Raw genomic sequence first — 19573 nt, 5'->3', positions numbered from 1 at the left:
TTATGGATAAACGTCGTGTAGTTGTTACCGGAATGGGAGCAATCACTCCTGTAGGTAACTCTGTTGAAGAAATGTGGGAGAGTATCAAAACTGGGAAATCCGGCATTGGAGAGATTACGAAAGTAAATAAGGAAGACTATCCTGTCAGCGTGGCTGCAGAAATCAAAGATTTCGATCCATCTGACTACATGGAACGTAAAGAAGCGAGAAAGATGGACCCGTTCGTTCAATATGCTATGGTCGCTTCGCATATGGCAGTAAAAGACGCGGGTCTTGAAATTAATGAAGACAACGCAAACAGAACCGGTGTATGGATCGGTTCTGGAATTGGGGGAATGGGAACATACGAATCCCAATTCGAAACATTCCAGAAGAAAGGCTATCGTCGAGTCAGCCCATTCTTCATCCCGATGATGATCCCGGATATGGCAGCTGGACAAGTTTCCATATCCTTAGGAGCAAAAGGTATCAATTCTTGTACAGTAACTGCTTGTGCTTCCGGCGCAAACTCCATTGGAGATGCATTCAAAGTGATCCAACGTGGTGACGCAGACGTGATGATCGCTGGTGGTACAGAAGCACCGATGAACAAGATGTCATTCGCAGGATTTGCTTCTGCACGCGCTCTTTCTCTGAATGAAGATCCGAATACTGCGAGTCGCCCATTTGATAAGAACCGTGATGGCTTCGTAATGGGAGAAGGTGCTGGAATCCTAATTCTAGAAACTCTAGAATCTGCACAGAAACGTGGAGCGAAAATCTACGGAGAACTGACAGGTTATGGATCTACTGGTGACGCCTATCACATTACTTCACCAGCACCAGAAGGCGATGGTGCACAGCGTGCGATGAAGCAGGCTCTTCAAGATGCTGGCATTGAAGCTTCTTCTGTTGATTACCTCAATGCCCATGGTACTTCTACAGAACTTAACGATAAATTTGAAACCTATGCAGCTAAAACTGTATTCGAAGAACATGCTAATAAACTTGCTATTTCTTCAACTAAGTCCATGACAGGTCACCTATTAGGAGCAGCAGGTGCTGTTGAAGCTGTCATTTCACTTAAGGCGATCAATGAAGGAGTATTACCTCCAACCATTAACTACGAAACACCAGACCCGGAGTGCGACCTCGACTATGTACCGAACGAAGCACGTTACCAAGAAGTGAACACAGTTATGAGTAACTCACTTGGATTTGGTGGTCACAACGCAACATTGATCTTCCAGAAGTTCAATCAATAATCTATAAAAACGAGTCCTTTATGGGCTCGTTTTTTTTGTGAGAAAAGATTAGCAAATGGAAGGGATTCCAGTTTCCCATACAATGCACTATTTAATAAAAATGGTTGATCATACATTTTCAACATAAAAAAGCCGATCAGAGTAGGACTCTGATCGGTTATTCTGATGGGGACTCTTCTTGTTTACCTTTTTCAAAGAATGCTTGTAGATCTTCTCTTGTTTGGGATTCGTCGTGATTCAATACTAAGCCGATAGGATAGTCCTTACGCTCATTCCAATAGTTATCATTTGTCGGGATCCTCAATGTTTCGATGTCTTTCACAGGATTAAACAGAAAATCCTTTCCTAATTGGAGAATCTTCCCGTTATCGATATTGGTATCAATGTAAGGTTGAATCGTACCAATCAGGCGAGGAGCTTTCAAAACCCCTTTGAAAGAAATCAACTCTTCTTTCATAAGGCGGATGACTTTCTGTTGTCTTTCTACACGACCGAAATCACCTTCTTCATCATTTCGGAAGCGTGCATAACCCAGCAATTCTTCTCCATCGAGCTTTTGCTTTCCTTCTTGGAGGTCAAGGTCGATGGTTCCGGCACCATCTTTATATTTCATATCCTTCTCTACGTCCACTTCGATACCATCAGGAGATATGGTATCCACAATTTGTGTAAACCCTTCAAAGTCCACTATAGAATAGTATTCGGGTTCAATTCCGAAGTTCTCTGAGATTGTTTGTCTTAGTAATTCCGGGCCACCAAACGAGAATGCAGCATTGATCTTATTGTAACCGTACCCTGGTATGTTGATATAAGTATCCCGCATGATCGAAGCGAGTTTAGCTGTCTGCTCTTTGGTGTCATACTGTGCAATCATGATTGTATCTGTACGGGCTTGTTCATCTTCCCGTTGGTCAGAACCTAGAAGGAGAATGTTTATTTTGTCATCCTTGTTATCGACGCCTTTGAATTCTTCTTTATATTTACTTTCTTCTGCAGAGGATGCTTCTTCACCTTGAGCGACACTGCTAGAATTCTTGTTTGCTTGATTCTTTCCAGCTAAGTATTCATAGCTGCCGTAAGCGGAGGCGACGACAAAGAAAAGTGTCAATAAAGCCAGTCTTAATTTACGCTTTCTTTTGCGTCTGCGTCTGATCCGCATGGAACGTGGTTTTGACAACGAGATCCATCCTTTCATAGATAGCCTATCTTTCATTTAATGTACCTTTTCTCTCATAGGAAGTAAAGAGGGAGAAGGATTTTAGATAAGCATGAGACCACTTTTTTCTTCATAAGATAAGAAAAGGAGGACAGGCCGGAGGGGATGGAAATGTGGCAGTGGCTGTTATTTTTGATTGGTTTTGGTTTAGCAGTTGCCGGAGGGACGGTTACCATCACGTACCTGAATCTGGTTCCTGCAGGTTTAAGTTGGATCGAATTCTTCATTTTCATTAAATCGAGAGTGGAATGCTACTTCCTTCCGCTCGGTGTATTCCTTAGTACTTTAGCGATCTTATTCATGAAAGATTAATGTAGTAAATAATGGTTGAAAAGAATAAAAAAGCCAGCTTTGGTCATACTGTAACCTAAAGAGATCACTGAATGAAAGTGAGGGTCTGATATGTTATATATGCATGATCTATGGGTGAACTGGTTTGAAGGAGAAGAGAATGGGTACAACGTTTGTCGCTTTCATGAATGGAGAAAGGAAGACGGAATTGAATTGATTGATCAAATTCCGTTGTTAAAGGTTCAAGACGACCTATTCCACTATATTGAGAACGATCTGCAAGAACTCCCGATTGCTATGTTACAGGACATTCAACGGAAAACGTACATGAAGAAGAATCAGGAAAGACACACCATCGAGTATGCAGCTGTGATCACGAACGGAACGGACGTATTAGTATTTGACACCCTTGGCTACACCTCACCGGTGAAGAAGAGTCGACTTATTCCACGTCAAGAGCGATTAGCGCTTGAGATGGTGCAAGGGAAAAGAGCAGAACACTATACAATAGAAGAAAATATTCGAAAAGAACACCATATCCTCTCTTTAGATCCTGATAAGATGTCGGGATTAACAAGAAGAGAGCGACAGTTGAAGCAACTTCTAATGATGGCACTGGATCAATTGAAACACTCTGACCATCCTGAGGAGATCAGGTATTGGCTGACAGAATGGGACCCGGTTCAATACCCTTCGATTAAAAGTCTGTCCACAGAACAAGCATGGAGCAGGTTATATGAAGAAACATGCCATGGATGGACGAAACTGCATGAGGAGTTGTGCGGAAAAATGGTCAAAGGGCAGCCATTCTTCGAAACTATTTGGCAAGGGGAAAATGATAAAGTATCCCAACATATGAAAAGCCAGAATTGAGAACATTCATCTCAATTCTGGCTTTCTTTGTTATTTCTTTTTCTTCACACGTCCTAAGCCCATCGCTTTTTTAGCTTTTCGAAGCATCTTCTGCGCTTCATAAGACGCTTTATCTGCTCCTTCATCCAAGATATCATCCAATTCTTCCGAATCAATAAGTTCATGATAACGCTCCTGGATTGGCTTAAGCACACTAATGACGGCCTCAGCAACTGCTTGCTTGAAATCACCGTATCCTTTTCCTTCGAATTCTTGTTCTAGCTCTTCTATAGAGCGTCCAGAACATAAAGAGTAAATAGTCAGCAAGTTGGAAACCCCTGGTTTGTTCTCTTTATCATATCGTACGACACCCTCAGAATCGGTTACAGCACTTTTCACTTTCTTAAGGATTTTCTTCTCATCATCAAGCATTGAAATGAACGCTTTCTGGTTTTCGTCTGACTTACTCATCTTCTTCGTAGGGTCCTGTAAAGACATGATACGCGCTCCTACCTTTGCAATGCGAACTTCTGGAACGGTAAAGATATCATTATATTTGTTATTGAAACGTTGTGCCAGAGTACGAGTCAGTTCAAGGTGCTGTTTCTGATCTTCTCCAACAGGTACAACATCTGTATTGTATAATAGAATATCTGCTGCCATTAATGGAGGATAGGTAAGTAGGGCAGAGGAGACGCCTTCTTTCCCACCAGCAGCTGATTTGTCTTTAAACTGTGTCATACGTTCCAATTCACCGATATAACTTACACACTGTAGCATCCATCCTAGCTGAGTATGCGCTGGTACTTCTGATTGGATGAATAACGTTGATTTTTTGGGATCAATACCAATAGCAAGATAAAGTGCTGCAAGGGACTTGATATTCTTTCTTAACTCCAACCGGTCTTGAGGGACGGTGATGGAATGTGCGTCGACCACACAGAAGTAGGAATTGTATTCCTCTTGAAGCTCGACAAAGTGTTTCATAGCTCCCAGGTAGTTTCCTAGTGTCACTGTTCCGCTCGGCTGAATGCCGGAAAATATTGTTTTCATCTAAATCACCTCATATTGTATTTTGGAAATAAAAAAATCATCCATCTCTTCCATAAATGGAAGGGACGAATGATTCGCGGTGCCACCCTTGTTACTTTCAATAAGAAAGTCAGCTCAAAATCGTTAACGCCGATCTACGTCTTTGTAAGAAAAGAAAGCTCCGGGGTCCCACTTCCTCTAAACGGTCTTAGCTGTTCGCAGCAACCACAGCCTCTCTGTTAAGACAACTATTCAGAGTACTTCAACCACATCTTAGCCGTTTTATATTAGATTAAAATTATATCTGATTTCACTCATGTTCGCAACTTTATAGAAGATAATAGTAAACAGCAAGTAAAGCGAGTAAGCCGAGCATTAACATTCCACCATTAAACATAAAGAAGCTTAGCCAGCTTTTCTCGATTGTTTCAGAAGGAAGGGGTTTCTTCTGCCAGTCATCTAAATAATCCTTCTGTTTAGAGACTCTGTTGTAAAAGCGGCGGAAACTATACGTAATGGCATCGAAGAAACCTCCGCGTATAACCCAAAGTAAAATGCCTACAAATAAATAGAAGTATGCGATATAGAACAAGGAGTTAATGTAGTGAAACAAATCGTATGCTGGGGCTACAATGGTAAATAGTAAGGTTACGATCAGTACATTCACCATTAATATCATCCACTTGTTTCTTAATATAGTCATGTGTTGCACACCTTTCCTCAAAAATCTATGTAACATTATAGCATGATTTCGTGTTTGTAGGAATTGTAAATACCATTAATAAACAGAAAATTCAGCTTAGAATGAATAATGAATGGCTTATTCAATGAAGGTAGTGAGAGTCTCGCATGGGCGGATTCTTAGAAATTAAAGCCTTCATTATTTATGCAAATGCCTTTATATTTAATTAAAATGAAACAATAATAATGTAAAATAAACTAGGTAAAAAGTCACGTTTTGTGTCATCGAAACGTAACAATGGTGGGCTTCGAGAGATTTTCTTAAAAAAAAGGTAATGCAAAATAGTTAGAAAACTTGTATAATTCGATATGTGGACAAAACACCACACCAAATTTTCAGAAATTTTTAGGGGAGGTCATTTTCAACATGAAAAAGACAAATTGGTTACTGCTAGTACTCGCACTAGTACTAAGCATGTTCCTAGTCGCATGTTCCGGTGGAGATTCTACCGATGAAGGAAGCAGCGATGATGGATCAACGGACACAGAACAAGACTCTGGCTCTGACAGCGAAGGAGATTCCGAAGCTGCAAGCGGAGAACAAGTACTTAATCTTATCGATGGTGCAGAGATCCCAACAATGGATGCATCTCTTGCAACTGACGCTGTTGCGTTCCAATGGTTAGGTTCCACAATGGACGGTCTTTATCGTCTAGGGGAAAACGCTGAGCCTGAACCAGGTATCGCTAAAGATCACACAGTAAGTGACGATGCCCTTACTTGGACATTCAACCTACGTGATGACGCTGTATGGTCTAACGGTGACCCTGTTACAGCGAACGACTTCGTATATGCTTGGCAGCGTGCGGTAGACCCGGACACTGGTTCTGAGTATGGTCCATACATGATGGGTGGAGTTATCAAGAATGCTACTGATATCGCTGCTGGCGATACACCAGTTGAAGAACTTGGTGTTAAAGCTGTAGACGATACTACTCTTGAAGTTACTTTGGAAAAACCAATTCCTTACTTCGAGTCTCTTACAACATTCGGTACATTCCTTCCATTGAACCAAGCTTTCGTTGAAGAACAAGGTGATCAGTACGCTCTAGAAGCGGACACACTTCTTTCTAACGGACCATTCGTTATGACAGAGTGGAGCCACGGTGAAGGCTGGACACTTGAGAAGAACGAAGATTACTGGGATGCAGAAAACGTTAAGCTTGCTGGTATTAACGTAAAAGTCGTTAAAGATACTGCAACTGGCGTTAACCTTTATGAAACTGGCGAAATCGACCGTACAGGTCTTTCCGCTGAATTCGTAGACCAATACCGTACTTCTGAAGACTTCCGTATTGAAGAAGAGCCTGTATTGTTCTACTTGAAGATGAACCAAGAAGCTAACGAGATCCTTGGAAACGTAAATGCACGTAAAGCGATTCAACATGTAATTGACCGTCAGAGCATGGTTGATGTAATCTTGAATAACGGTTCAATTCCAGCAGTAGGTGACATTCCTGCGAACTTCGTATCTCACCCTGAGTCTGGTGAAGACTTCCGTGAGCTTAACGGAGATCTAGTTACAAACGATGTAGACAAAGCACAAGAACTTTGGACTACTGCTAAAGAAGAGCTAGGTATTGACACTGCAGAACTTAACTACCTTGGTGGAGACACTGAAGTAGCGAAGAACCTTGATGCTTACATCAAAGACCAACTTGAGAAACTTGAAGGTCTTACTGTAAACGTACAATCTGTACCATTCCAAGAACGTCTAGACCGTGACACTAGCATGGACTATGAGTTGCAAAACTCTGGTTGGGGTCCTGACTACATCGACCCGAACACGTTCTTGAACATGTGGGTAACAGATGGTGGAAACAACAAGACTGGATATGCTAACGAAGATTACGACGCTATGATCGAGAAAGCTAACAACGAGCTTGCTCAGAAACCAGTTGAACGCTTCGAGCTATTCCTAGAAGCTGAGAAGAAACTTATCCAAGAAGATGCAGTTCTTGCACCTCTTTACCAACGTGCTGCTGCTCAACTTTGGAAGCCACACGTTAAAGGCGTAATCGTTAACCCAATGGGTCCTGATTACAACTACAAACACGCTTATATCGAAGGTAAATAATTAGAACAATCCATTCTAATTTCATATGAGCTAGCTAATAAGGGAGAGAGTATATGTCCAAAAAGTTGGCGTATGCTCTCTTTTTCCCTGAGAAGAAAGTTGTCAGAGAATAGAAAAATTTCAGTCTATTCTATATGATATAAGAAATGCGTAAAAATTCAGGAGGTGTTGATATGACTCGTTATATTATTCAAAGGTTAGTATATATGATTATAACGATGTTCTTGATTGCTACCTTTACGTTCTTTCTGATGAAGTTCCTACCAGGTACTCCCCTAAGTGCTGCAGATAAATTATCAGAAGAACAACAACAGGTAGTGTTAGAAAAATATGGGCTGGATGATCCGGTGCCTGTTCAGTATTTCAACTACATTTTCAACTTGTTGCAAGGGGATATGGGTATTTCCTTCCAGTTCGATAATCGTGAAGTAACGACGATTATTTTCGAACGAATTGGTCCTTCCATGACGCTTGGTGTACAGGCGATGGTAATTGGAACAATTTTAGGTATGTTGTTAGGTTTAGTTTCCGCGATTTATCATAACGGATTTCTCGACTATGGCTCGACATTCATTGCCGTAATCGGTAAATCTATTCCTTCGTTCGTATTCGCCGGAATACTTCAGTATTTCGTTGGTGTAAAGTTAGGCTGGTTCCCAGTTGCCCTGTGGGAAGGCTGGGAGTACACGGTGCTACCAACTGTCGCGTTGGCCATCTTCCCAATTGCAATTGCTGCCCGCTTTATGAGAACCGAAATGCTTGAAGTAATGGGATCAGACTATATTACGACTGCACGAGCAAAAGGCGTCAACAAATTCGGTGTTGTCTTCAAGCACGGATTGCGTAACGCTTTGATTCCACTAATTACGGTGCTTGGACCACTAGCAATCGGTTTGATGACAGGTACACTAGTTATTGAAAACATTTTTGCCGTGCCAGGGATCGGTGAACAGTTCGTTAAAGCGATTAACACAAATGATTTTCCAATAATCATGGGTACCACGTTACTAATCGCATTCCTTTTCATTTTCATCGTGCTGATCATTGACCTGCTATACGGAGTCATTGATCCAAGAATTAGACTGGCTGAAGGAGAGTAGTAACTATGGAGAATCATAAACCGTCAAAGGATTTATTCGTGCCCGTTGACCGGGCCGAAAATGAGAGCGAGAAAATAACGAGACCGAGTCTTTCCTTCTGGCAAGACTCTTTCATCCGCCTTCGTAAAAACGTAGGTGCGATGATCGGTCTGTTTGTATTACTATTCATCGGTTTCATGGCTATTTTTGGACCGTACATGAATCCATATGGTGAATTTGAACAAGATCTATCGAGAGCAAAGATGCCACCTAAAGTCGAAGGGCTTGGCTGGCTTGGTATGGATGGAATGTTAACTTCTGTTCAGACAGCAGATACTGTTGAAGGAGCAGAAGAGAAAGCGTTAATGCGTTTTAACAACCAAGAAGAATTCATTACAACTTCTGTTCTTTCAGAGGGCGGTAATGGAGAACCTGCAGAAGTCGAAGCTGTATATGATGTTTACGGAGCAAAAGGTTTAGAAGACCAGAATTTTTGGTTTGGTACGGACGGCTTAGGTCGTGACTTATGGACAAGAACATGGAAGGGAACACGAATTTCCCTTTATATTGCGTTGCTAGCAGCAGCGATTGATATGGTAATTGGTGTAGCTTACGGTGGTATTTCCGCTTATTACGGTGGACGAGTAGACAACATCATGCAGCGTATCATTGAGATCATTGTCGGTATTCCGAACTTAGTTATTGTAATCTTGATGATTTTGATACTAGAGCCTGGAATAATCTCGATAACCATAGCCTTAACGATCACCGGTTGGATCGGTATGGCGAGGATTATACGTGGACAAGTTCTTAAACTGAAGAACCAAGAGTTTGTATTAGCTTCTAAGACACTTGGAGCACAAGACAACCGGGTACTAAGAAAACACTTAGTTCCAAACGTATTGGGATTAATTATCATCAACACTATGTTTACCATTCCAAACGCGATTTTCTTTGAGGCGTTCTTGAGCTTTATCGGTCTGGGTCTACCAACACCGATTGCATCCCTTGGTACACTCATTGAAGACGGATTTAACTCATTGCAGATCTATCCACACATTCTGTTGTTCCCTGCAATTATAATCTCGTTACTCATGATTGCGTTTAACATTTTAGCCGACGGTCTTCGTGATGCATTCGATCCGAAGATGCGTGAATAGGAGGTAGGTGTACAGATGGAAAAATTACTAGAAGTAAAAGACTTGCATGTATCCTTTGACACCTACGGCGGTGAAGTAAAAGCTGTACGTGGGGTCAATTTCGATTTGAAAAGAGGGGAAACCCTTGCCATTGTTGGAGAATCAGGTTCAGGGAAATCTGTTACAACTAAAGCGTTGATGCAGTTGATCCCAATGCCACCAGGTCGTATCAAAGAAGGAGAAATCCTTTTTGAAGGCCGAGACATTGCTAAGATGAATGAAAAACAAATGCAGAAGATCCGCGGTAAAGAAATGTCTATGATTTTCCAGGATCCAATGACATCTCTGAACCCAACAATGAAAGTTGGTAATCAGATCATGGAAGGTCTGATCAAACACCAAAAAATGAACAAGGCACAAGCTCGTAAGCGTGTGGTTGAATTGCTCGATCTAGTTGGTATTCCTGATCCGGAAGGTCGTATGAAGCAATATCCTCACCAATTCTCTGGTGGTATGAGACAGCGTGTTGTCGTTGCCATCGCACTTGCTTGTAACCCTAAGTTGTTGATTGCAGATGAACCAACAACAGCACTGGACGTTACGATTCAGGCTCAGATTCTTGAACTTATGAAGGACATTCAGAAAAAGACAGATTCAGCTACCATCTTCATCACGCACGATCTTGGCGTAGTAGCAAACGTTGCTGACCGTGTAGCGGTCATGTACGCAGGTAAGATCGTCGAAGTTGGTACTGTGGACGATATCTTCTACAATCCGAAGCACCCGTACACTTGGGGACTTCTAGGATCTATGCCTTCACTTGATAGTGAAGACGAAGAGCTTTACGCAATTCCAGGATCTCCACCGGATCTTCTCGATCCACCAAAAGGGGATGCCTTTGCTGCTCGTAATGAATATGCTATGAAAATTGATTTAGAAGAAGAACCGCCGATGTTCAAAGTTTCGGACACGCACTATGCTGCAACCTGGTTGCTTCATGAAAATGCTCCGAACATCGAACCGCCTGAAACAGTTAAGAAGCGTATGAAAGGCATGGCCAACTCTTCTTCTAGCAGTTCGGAAGGTGAGCGTGTATGAGTCAAGAAAAGCTAGTAGAAATAAAAAATTTGAAGCAACACTTCCAGACTGGACGTCACAGTGTTGTTAAAGCGGTTGACGGACTCAACTTCGATATTTATAAAGGGGAAACATTCGGTCTTGTAGGTGAATCAGGTTGTGGGAAGTCTACAACTGGCCGTACGATCATTCGCTTGTATGACGCAACGGATGGTGAAGTTATTTTTAACGGTGAGGATGTTCACGGTAAGAAGGACCGTTCCCAGCTGAAGAAGTTCAACCGTGAAATGCAGATGATTTTCCAAGATCCTTATGCTTCCTTGAACCCTCGAATGAAAGTAGAGGATATCATTGCAGAAGGAATGGACATTCACGGCCTTGCCGAAAATGACAAAGCCCGTAAAGAAAAAGTGCACGAGTTGTTGGAGACGGTTGGTTTGAACAAAGAACACGCCAACCGTTACCCTCACGAATTCAGTGGCGGGCAGCGTCAGCGTATCGGAGTCGCACGAGCGCTTGCTGTGGATCCAAGCTTCATCATTGCTGATGAGCCTATTTCTGCACTTGATGTGTCTATCCAAGCGCAAGTCGTAAACTTGTTGAAAAAGTTACAGCAGGAAAAAGGACTAACGTATTTATTCATCGCACACGATCTGTCTATGGTTAAATACATCAGTGACCGTATCGGTGTTATGTACTTCGGTAAGATGGTAGAGTTAGCACCAGCTGACGACCTTTACAACCATCCGATCCACCCGTACACACAGTCCTTATTATCTGCGATTCCTTTACCGGATCCTGATTATGAGCGTTCCCGCGAGCGTTTCACGTATGACCCGAATAATCATGATACAAGCGAGGAACCGGAATTCCGTGAAGTGCGTCCTGGACACTTCGTCCTTTGCACTACCAAAGAATTCGAACACTACAAGAAAGAACACGGAACTGTTAATCAGTAAGGTCTCCTTAGAGTCCTGCCGCCATTCTTGGTGGCAGGACTCTTTTTCATAGATTCGGTGTCTTTGTAGGTCATTGGTAACAAAATCCAATGAATGGCAAAAAAATGTTCTATTACACTGTTATATATTTGTAACCTTTTATATAATGGAATAAACAATTTTAATAATGGGAGAAGGTTGAAAATGGGGAACAAACAACTTTTGATGAAAGTCATCACAAGCATTCTCCTGATCACATGTGCACTGCCAGCTGCTGCAGTTAGCGCAGAAGATGGAGAGAAAGCAAAACAAGGATTGAAATTGGCTACAAAACAGCATGCTTTGAAACAATTGGAATTACCAGATCCTGCTGCACGGTTCGTATATGATTCAGGGCTCGACTTTACATATCCTGATGCCGTTCGTGGAATTTACGTAACAGGCCCATCTGCTGGTGGCAGTAAAATGTCGGAGTTGACTCAGCTGGTAGAGTCTACTGATTTAAATGCAATGGTGATCGACATTAAAGAAGACCATGGGAACATCACCTACAAGCCTGAGGAAGGGTCTCCTTACGAAGATATTGCAGAAAACTACATAGATGAACCTCGGAAAATGTTAGAGGAACTCGAGGAGAAAGGCATATATCCAATTGCTCGTGTAGTTGTCTTCAAGGACACAATGCTTGCCGAAGAACGTCCGGATCTTTCCTACACGAAAAACGGTGAAGTATGGGTGAATGGAAGAGGAGAAGCCTTCGTCAATCCATTTATGAAAGAGGTATGGGAGTACAACGTAGAGATTGCAAAACAAGCAGCAGAAATGGGTTTTGAGGAAATCCAATTCGATTACGTCCGTTTCCCTGAAGGATTTGGGAATCGGGATGATATCCTAAGTTATAACCAAGGGGAATATGCTGATTTGGAAATGGAGAGTGTACAGAAGCGCGTTAAGGCCGTAACGGACTTTGTAGCCTATGCCAGGGAAGAGTTGAAAGAGTATGGCGTGGATGTTTCTGTAGATATCTTCGGTTATTCTGCAACAATAACGGAGGCTCCGAATATCGGGCAGAACTTCTCTAAAATTTCAAGTAACGTAGACGTAATCTCAAGTATGATCTATCCAAGTCACTGGGGGCCATATTTCGGTATTTCTAAACCTGATACAGAGCCTTACCGTCTCGTCAGCGAGTATGCAAAAGTGGAAAATGAAGTGCTAGACAAGCTTGAAGACAGACCTACATCCAGGCCATGGATTCAAGATTTCGAAGCTCCTTGGCTTTACTCTGGTCCAACGAAGCAATACGGAAAAGCTGAAGTCGAAGAGCAAATTCGTGCTTTGGAAGAGAACGGGATTCACGAATATCTGATTTGGAACGCTGTGAACAGCTATTCGCCTAATGTGGATTATACACCGATGAATTAAGAGGAAGGTTGCTGGATAATATCCAGCAACCTTTTGGTTATTATCCAAACAAATGGGAAATGTAATTTGTATAGGGAAGAATTGATTGATTTAACAACATATGAATAATTAGGTATAATAGTAATAACAAATAAAAAGGGAGTAGATCAATGAATTGGTTTGAGAAGTTAAACGAATATTTTCCTGTTGAGGAAATGAAATCAAAAGAACATATGGAAGCACTCTTAAAAGAAAAAAGTGATCTGTATTATAAAGATGAGGGAGAGCACCATGTACTAATGTACGCGGAGTTTGACTCTTTTATTTTCATTGATTATGTATACGTTTCCACTGCATCAAGGGGACAGGGGCTTGGACATAAGTTGATTGAGAAGATGAAAGCTAAGAAAAAACCGATCATTCTCGAAGTGGAACCTGTGGATTATGACGATACAGATTCTGAAAAGCGTTTGCGTTTTTACCAGCGAGAAGGGTTTAAGCATGCTCAGTCAATCGGCTATACAAGAAGGTCTCTTGCCACCGATGAAATGAATTCCATGGAAATCCTCTATTGGTCACCAGAAGATGACTCTGAAGAAGAGATTTATGAGAAGATGAAGCAAATGTACACAGAGATCCACACATATAAAGACGAAGAGTTTTACGGGAAGGCTTACCAGCCAGTGGATGAAGTGTTGACGATCGATGAAGACAGAGGAACAGAGGATATTCTAGACGAATTGGATAAGTCAAAGAACTCCTGAACTACCTGCTATGTCCTCTAATAGCGGAACCTTCTTAATTCCACATAAAAAAATTCAAAAAAGCGTGTTTTACCTTCATGCTTCGAGGGTATAAGTGAATTATACGCATTGCATATCACTTTATTTAATATTAAATACGTATAGAAAACACTTGACAAATGTGTTATGATTAAAAGTGTTAGATTATATTGATTACAAAGTAAGAAGTGATAAAAGCTTTACCATATTCTAATCGAGGAGTGAAGTTTCTGTATGGTCACACTTTATACCTCACCAAGTTGTACATCATGCCGAAAAGCAAAAGCTTGGCTGGAAGAACATAATATTCCTTACACCGAGCGAAATATTTTTTCTGAGCCTCTAACCTTAGATGAAATTAAGGAAATTCTTCGTATGACGGAAGATGGAACAGAAGAAATCATTTCTACACGTTCGAAAGTCTTTCAAAAGTTAAGTGTTGATTTCGATCAATTACCGATGAAAGATTTATTTGATCTAATTCAAGAAAATCCTGGTTTGCTTCGTCGTCCTATCATTATTGATGACAAGCGCCTTCAGGTAGGATATAACGAAGATGAAATTCGTCGTTTCCTTCCACGTAGCGTTCGAACTTTCCAATTGAAAGAAGCGCAACGTTTAGTTAACTAATTAAGAAGCTGCCACACACAACAGTGCGTGGCAGCTCTTTTTGTTTTATTAGGCTTCCTTCCATTTGTTTCGAAGGTATCCACTGGTAATGACGGCAACGACGAAAACAACAGGTGTCCACGTCTCTAGAAGTGGATAAGGATGTACCCACTCCATGATAGACTGATCTTCAATAATCATTTCTGATGCTGTAAACGCGAGCAACCCTGCTCCGAAATAAATAAAGAATGGGAACTTGTCCATTAAGAGAAGAATGAATTTACTCCCCCATACAATAATCGGAACCGAAACGATTAACCCCATCACTACAAGCAGGATGTTGTCGTGAGACGCACCAGCAATAGCGAGGACATTGTCAAACCCCATAACAATATCAGCGAAAACAATCGTCTTTACAGCAGACCATAAATGACTGCCCGCTTTAATGTCTTTTTCCTCTTCATTATCTGTCAGTAATTTAAGAGCAATATGCAGTAAGAATAGTCCTCCTACTAATTGAAGGAATGGAATTTGGAGAAGATAAAGAGCAACAGTAGTTAACAGCACTCTAGCTCCAATGGCTAAGCCTGTTCCGATAACAATGGCTTTGTTTCTCTGGTCTTCAGGTAGGTTGCGGCTAGCTAGTGCAATGACGACTGCATTATCACCACCTAAGATAATGTCGATTCCAATAATGATCAAGATCGGTTCAAGCATGTCCCAGCTCATAGAAAAATCCTCCTACTATGTAGTGACAAACGTTTTAATTTGAGCTAAAATGAAAGTTCACTCTAAAGGTTAAATAGGTGTTACCCATCCGTATTCTTAAGCAGTATGGTTATATGCTGATTTGAAGCAATTTGTTTTCCATTTGCTCTGTAGTGTCATACAATATAAGTACATCAACCCTTTAGTCACACATTTAAACGGTTGAGGCTTTGACCTAACGGGTAAGGTTAAATAAGCACAAAAAAGGGTGAGTAATCCCTTCCCCCTTAAAACATGTTATGAAGGGAGAGAAACATATGGAAATCGAACGCATAAATGAAAATACAGTTAAGTTTTACGTTTCATACAGTGATGTAGAGCAACGTGGTTTTGACAGAGAAGAGATCTGGTATAACCGCGAGAGAAGCGAGCAATTGTTCTGGGAAATGATGGATGAAGTGAACGACCAAGAAAATTTCCAGGCAGACGGCCCTTTATGGATACAAGTGCAGGCAATGGATAAAGGTTTAGAAGTCATCGTGACAAAAGCTCAAGTCTCCCAAGACGGTCAAAAGCTTGAACTGCCTAGTGAAGATGGTGACGCGATTGATGTACCTGTCGATGAAAAACTTGAATCCTTGCTCGAAGATAAATTCAATTCAACAGACGCTAATAATGACAATGAAGAGGAAGATAATGATCAGGATCGTGACTCTGATGAACCTTTGAATTTTACAATCAAATTCAATGAATTCGAAGATGTTATTCAACTAAGTCATTATGTTGTAGATGCTGAATCCTCTGAACAACGTCTATTCCACTTTGAAGACAACTACTATTTATATATTCAATTCACTGATGAAAATATGAGTGATGACGAGCAAGAAAATTTATTGAGTCAGTTTATGGAATACGGGCATGAATCACCTGTTACCATCCACAGACTTGAAGAATACGGAAATACAATCTTTGCTGAACAAGCATTAGGACAAGTGAAGAGTTATTTTCCGGCTGATTAGTATGAAGCACACCTAGCGTGTGCTTATTTTTTTGTTCAAGAAGGAAAATTATGGTGGAATGTCGAAGGGTGTTATGAGGTGATGGTATGTTTCATGCTGTAAATGAAAATGGAGAATGGGAATCTTTGTATTCCAAATCAAACAAGGAGTTGATTCAATGTAGGCAGTCTACGTATTACTGTCCGGAGTGTAGGGAACCGCTCCAAATCCGTTTGGGGCAAAAGGTTACTCCACATTTTGCTCATTATCCTGATAGTCAATGTAGAAGCGGTGAATCAAAAGAACACGAAACGGGAAAATGGAGATTATATCAATGGTTGGTCGATCAGGGATTACATGCAGAAATGGAAACGTATCTTCCCGAGATCAAGCAGCGGCCGGATGTCCTTCTTCATTACCATAAGAAGTGTATTGCTATCGAGTACCAATGCGCAACGATCTCAAGATCAGAAGTTATCAAAAGAACAGAGTCCTATCACGAGGCGAACATTTTCCCATTATGGATTGTCGGTTCTAAGCACTTGAGTAAGAATTGGAAAACCTCTACTATTCAATCAACCCCCTTCCTACAAGCTCTTCTCTATTACTTCCGCAAACAGTATCAAGTTTTCTTCTTTCATCCTTTTCATCAAACTTTCCACATAGCCAAGCACCTACAGAGTGTTTCTCACAAGAAGTGGGTCGGGAAAGAACAGGTCCTTCCCCTTCAAGGCACCACATTTCCTCAACTCTTCACTAATAATAATAATAATGCCCCTTTGTATTTCCCCAACCCACTTTGGGAAAAGCTACTATATACCCACAGAACAAGTTATAGGCAAAGAGTCGGATCCGATGAAGCACAGTTCAGACAGTATCTTTATTTGAACAACTATCATTTCAGCTTGATTCCTTCGATTGCCTATGTTCCGTTGCCGAGCCAGATTACAATGACGGCAAAGCCTTTCATTTGGCAGACAAGGTTTTTAATGAAATACTTTTTACATGTACCCGTTGGGGGTCTTATAAAAGCCAATATTATTACAGGTGGGATTACGCTGAATCATTATCAGGCGGACATGAGAACGGAGTATATGCACTTACTCGAGTGCCTGGGTTATGTGAATAAAGTAGGCGCTAATAGCTGGGTCAAGCTGAAAGACGCACCATTTTATCAGCATTGCGAACAGGCACTTCAAGGCGATCGATTACTAGTGGAGGCTCTAAAAAAATTACATAGAATTTAGCTGGAAGAAGGTATTCCTGTTTAAATCGAGAATTTCTTTAGGGTGACGAATGAAAAAGGAGGAAGTTTAATGGCAACAACAAAAGAGCTACCAAAACGTGATGAAGTACCAGTGGAAAAAACGTGGGACTTAGAAGCGATTTTTAAGACAGATGAAGAATGGTATAAGGAACTGGAGGAAGCGAAGAACATGCTTCCTAAAATAGAAGCTTATCAGGGGAAGGTGGGAGAATCAGCAGAGGAGTTGTACAATCTGTTTGTCCTTCAGGATGAAATATCCCATAAGCTTGGAACGCTTTTCACCTACGCCCATATGAGAAAGGACCAGGACACGACCCACTCCTATTATCAAGAAATGAATGCGAAGGCGGAGAGCGCTCTTACGAAGATCTCCTCCAGTATGAGCTTTATTGTTCCGGAAATATTAGCCCTTCCAGAAGGTAAAGTGGATGAATTCTTAAAAGAGCATGAGCCTCTAAAGCATTACCAGCACACACTGGATGAGATTACGAGACAACGAGCCCACGTCTTAAGTGAAAAAGAGGAGAAACTTCTTGCCGGTTTTTCGGAGGTTGGAGCTAACCCTTCACAAACATTCGGAGCATTGAACAATGCAGACTTGACGTTCCCTACGATCAAGAATGAAGAAGGCGAAGAGGTAGATCTTACACACGGACGCTACGTAGGGTTTTTGAAGTCAGATGACCGAAATGTGCGTAAATCAGCATTTGATGCAATGTATGACACGTTCGGATCGTTCAAGAACACGTTTGCTTCCACGCTAGGTGGACATGTAAAGAAAAATAACTATAATGCGGAAGTACGGAAGTATGATTCTGCACGTCAAGCAAAGCTTAATAACAACAACATTCCAGAGACGGTATATGACAATCTGCTGGAAGCTGTAAACGAACGCCTGCCTCTATTACATCGTTATGTGGAATTGAGAAAAGAAGTATTGGGACTTGATGAAGTTCACATGTACGACTTGTACACTCCGCTCGTGAAAGACGCCGAAATGGAGGTTCCTTATGAAGAAGCAAAAGAACTTGTTCTGAAGGGGCTTGAGCCATTAGGAGAGGAATATGTTGGCATCGTCAACCAAGGGTTTGAGAATCGATGGATTGATGTGGAAGAAAATAAAGGGAAACGCAGTGGTGCTTACTCATCTGGACACTATGGAACGAATCCTTATATTTTGATGAATTGGCAGGATAATGTAAACAATTTATTTACCCTTGCACATGAACTCGGGCACTCTCTCCATAGTTATTACACGCATGAAAATCAACCGTACCGCTATGGGAACTACTCCATATTCGTTGCGGAAGTGGCGTCGACTTGTAATGAAGCCCTTCTTAACGACTATATGTTGAAGAATACCAACAGTGAAAAAGAGAAAATGTATCTTTTGAACAACTTCTTGGAAGGATTCCGAGGAACTGTGTTCCGTCAAACGATGTTCGCGGAATTTGAGCATCAAATTCACGTGAAGGCCCAAGAAGGGGAAGCTTTGACGGCCGAGAAGTTAACGGAGATCTATTATGATCTGAACAAGAAGTACTTTGGTGAGAATATCGTGGTAGATGAGAAAATTGGTCTTGAATGGGCACGAATTCCTCACTTCTACATGGGGTATTATGTTTATCAGTATGCGACCGGATATGCAGCAGCTACTACACTCGCTGACCAGATCCTAACGGAAGGGGAAGAAGCTGTCGACCGATATAAGAGCTTCTTGAAAGCAGGAAGCAGTGACTACCCTATTGAGGTTCTAAAACAAGCTGGGGTCGATATGAACTCCAAACAGCCGATTCTCGCAGCGTTAGATGTATTCGAAGAGAAACTGAATGAGCTGGAAGAGTTGTTGAAATAATATTTAGCCCGTGCTACGAGTAGCACGGGCTATTTTATGAATCCCCGGAAGGTTTTTCTCTTGAACATGCTGGTAATCAGATAATAGATGGTGATGAACAAAAGTGGAGAAGTGATGTATAAAGGGTAAATTCTCATAAGAGCAAGCAAATGAAAAAGGCTTAAGATAAGTACAGCACCAATACCGATCAGAAAACTAATCTTTCTCAAGCTTATCCCTCCTCATTAAACGAATATGATAGACAAGGCACATTTAACACAAAAA

Annotated in this window: 19 protein-coding genes and 1 other annotated feature; of the genes, 14 read left to right on the top strand and 5 right to left on the bottom strand. The window is 41.4% G+C overall.

Translation table 11 applies throughout. The features are described 5' to 3' along the window. Window positions 1-2: 2 nt before the first annotated feature. Entirely contained in the window at window positions 3-1244 is a 1242-nt protein-coding gene (fabF, locus tag E4663_RS09630; protein WP_079480639.1) for a beta-ketoacyl-ACP synthase II, read from the top strand. 157 nt (window positions 1245-1401) lie between these two features. Here fabF and E4663_RS09625 read toward each other — a convergent pair whose 3' ends face one another. After that, window positions 1402-2439: an LCP family protein gene (locus tag E4663_RS09625; RefSeq protein WP_135327409.1), complete on the bottom strand. Its 1038-nt coding sequence runs from the start codon at window positions 2437-2439 to the stop codon at window positions 1402-1404. A 132-nt stretch (window positions 2440-2571) separates the two neighbouring features. Between E4663_RS09625 and E4663_RS09620 the strand changes: the two genes are divergently transcribed. Next, complete coding sequence (locus tag E4663_RS09620) at window positions 2572-2772, top strand: YuzI family membrane protein (RefSeq protein WP_079480923.1); 201 nt, start codon at window positions 2572-2574, stop codon at window positions 2770-2772. Between the two features lie 90 nt (window positions 2773-2862). Beyond that, entirely contained in the window at window positions 2863-3624 is a 762-nt protein-coding gene (locus E4663_RS09615) for a DUF3603 family protein (RefSeq protein WP_135327408.1), read from the top strand. A 30-nt stretch (window positions 3625-3654) separates the two neighbouring features. Here the strand turns inward: E4663_RS09615 and trpS are convergent, their stop codons facing one another. Together trpS and E4663_RS09605 are read right to left on the bottom strand one after the other, a co-directional pair. Beyond that, window positions 3655-4656, bottom strand: a complete 1002-nt coding sequence (gene trpS / locus E4663_RS09610) for a tryptophan--tRNA ligase (RefSeq protein WP_135327407.1) — start codon at window positions 4654-4656, stop codon at window positions 3655-3657. A gap of 58 nt (window positions 4657-4714) precedes the next feature. Beyond that, window positions 4715-4919, bottom strand: a binding site (T-box leader). Between the two features lie 44 nt (window positions 4920-4963). Beyond that, entirely contained in the window at window positions 4964-5338 is a 375-nt protein-coding gene (locus tag E4663_RS09605) for a DUF3899 domain-containing protein (protein WP_079480636.1), read from the bottom strand. Between the two features lie 405 nt (window positions 5339-5743). Between E4663_RS09605 and E4663_RS09600 the strand changes: the two genes are divergently transcribed. The 8 genes from E4663_RS09600 (at window position 5744) to spxA (ending at window position 14502) form a co-directional block, all read left to right on the top strand. After that, the gene (locus E4663_RS09600) at window positions 5744-7453 is read left to right on the top strand and encodes a peptide ABC transporter substrate-binding protein (RefSeq protein WP_135327406.1); all 1710 of its coding nucleotides are present in this window, start codon (window positions 5744-5746) and stop codon (window positions 7451-7453) included. A gap of 173 nt (window positions 7454-7626) precedes the next feature. After that, the gene (gene opp3b, locus E4663_RS09595) at window positions 7627-8553 is read left to right on the top strand and encodes an oligopeptide ABC transporter permease (RefSeq protein ID WP_079480634.1); all 927 of its coding nucleotides are present in this window, start codon (window positions 7627-7629) and stop codon (window positions 8551-8553) included. Window positions 8554-8558: 5 nt separating this feature from the next. Continuing rightward, window positions 8559-9692 (top strand): oligopeptide ABC transporter permease, encoded by a 1134-nt coding sequence (opp3C, locus tag E4663_RS09590; RefSeq protein WP_135327405.1) that lies wholly within the window; start codon window positions 8559-8561, stop codon window positions 9690-9692. A gap of 15 nt (window positions 9693-9707) precedes the next feature. Then, window positions 9708-10769: an ABC transporter ATP-binding protein gene (locus E4663_RS09585; RefSeq protein WP_135327404.1), complete on the top strand. Its 1062-nt coding sequence runs from the start codon at window positions 9708-9710 to the stop codon at window positions 10767-10769. Then, entirely contained in the window at window positions 10766-11707 is a 942-nt protein-coding gene (locus E4663_RS09580) for an ABC transporter ATP-binding protein (protein ID WP_079480631.1), read from the top strand. The genes E4663_RS09585 and E4663_RS09580 overlap by 4 nt, the downstream gene beginning before the upstream one ends. Before the next feature lie 183 nt (window positions 11708-11890). Next, a complete protein-coding gene (locus E4663_RS09575) occupies window positions 11891-13111 on the top strand; it encodes a putative glycoside hydrolase (protein WP_135327403.1) in 1221 nt (406 codons plus the stop codon). 149 nt (window positions 13112-13260) lie between these two features. Next, window positions 13261-13854, top strand: a complete 594-nt coding sequence (locus tag E4663_RS09570; RefSeq protein ID WP_079480629.1) for a GNAT family N-acetyltransferase — start codon at window positions 13261-13263, stop codon at window positions 13852-13854. A 252-nt stretch (window positions 13855-14106) separates the two neighbouring features. Continuing rightward, window positions 14107-14502: a transcriptional regulator SpxA gene (gene spxA / locus E4663_RS09565; RefSeq protein ID WP_079480628.1), complete on the top strand. Its 396-nt coding sequence runs from the start codon at window positions 14107-14109 to the stop codon at window positions 14500-14502. 48 nt (window positions 14503-14550) lie between these two features. On the opposite strand, the gene E4663_RS09560 is transcribed toward spxA, so the two are convergent. Beyond that, window positions 14551-15210, bottom strand: a complete 660-nt coding sequence (locus E4663_RS09560) for a TerC family protein (protein WP_135327402.1) — start codon at window positions 15208-15210, stop codon at window positions 14551-14553. A 296-nt stretch (window positions 15211-15506) separates the two neighbouring features. Between E4663_RS09560 and mecA the strand changes: the two genes are divergently transcribed. The 3 genes from mecA (at window position 15507) to pepF (ending at window position 19309) form a co-directional block, all read left to right on the top strand. Continuing rightward, window positions 15507-16208, top strand: coding sequence for an adaptor protein MecA (gene mecA / locus E4663_RS09555; RefSeq protein ID WP_079480626.1), 702 nt, complete (start codon window positions 15507-15509; stop codon window positions 16206-16208). A gap of 86 nt (window positions 16209-16294) precedes the next feature. Further along, complete coding sequence (locus E4663_RS09550; protein ID WP_135327401.1) at window positions 16295-17434, top strand: competence protein CoiA; 1140 nt, start codon at window positions 16295-16297, stop codon at window positions 17432-17434. 69 nt (window positions 17435-17503) lie between these two features. Then, window positions 17504-19309 (top strand): oligoendopeptidase F, encoded by a 1806-nt coding sequence (pepF, locus tag E4663_RS09545; protein WP_135327400.1) that lies wholly within the window; start codon window positions 17504-17506, stop codon window positions 19307-19309. Window positions 19310-19338: 29 nt separating this feature from the next. On the opposite strand, the gene E4663_RS09540 is transcribed toward pepF, so the two are convergent. Beyond that, window positions 19339-19518 (bottom strand): hypothetical protein, encoded by a 180-nt coding sequence (locus E4663_RS09540; protein ID WP_079480623.1) that lies wholly within the window; start codon window positions 19516-19518, stop codon window positions 19339-19341. Between the last annotated feature and the right edge of the window lie 55 nt (window positions 19519-19573).

It is taken from the genome of Halobacillus salinus, from assembly GCF_004684905.1.
Lineage (GTDB): Bacteria > Bacillota > Bacilli > Bacillales > Halobacillaceae > Halobacillus > Halobacillus salinus.
Note: the sequence above shows the minus strand (reverse complement) of the source record. Positions and strands in the feature narration are given on the sequence as shown.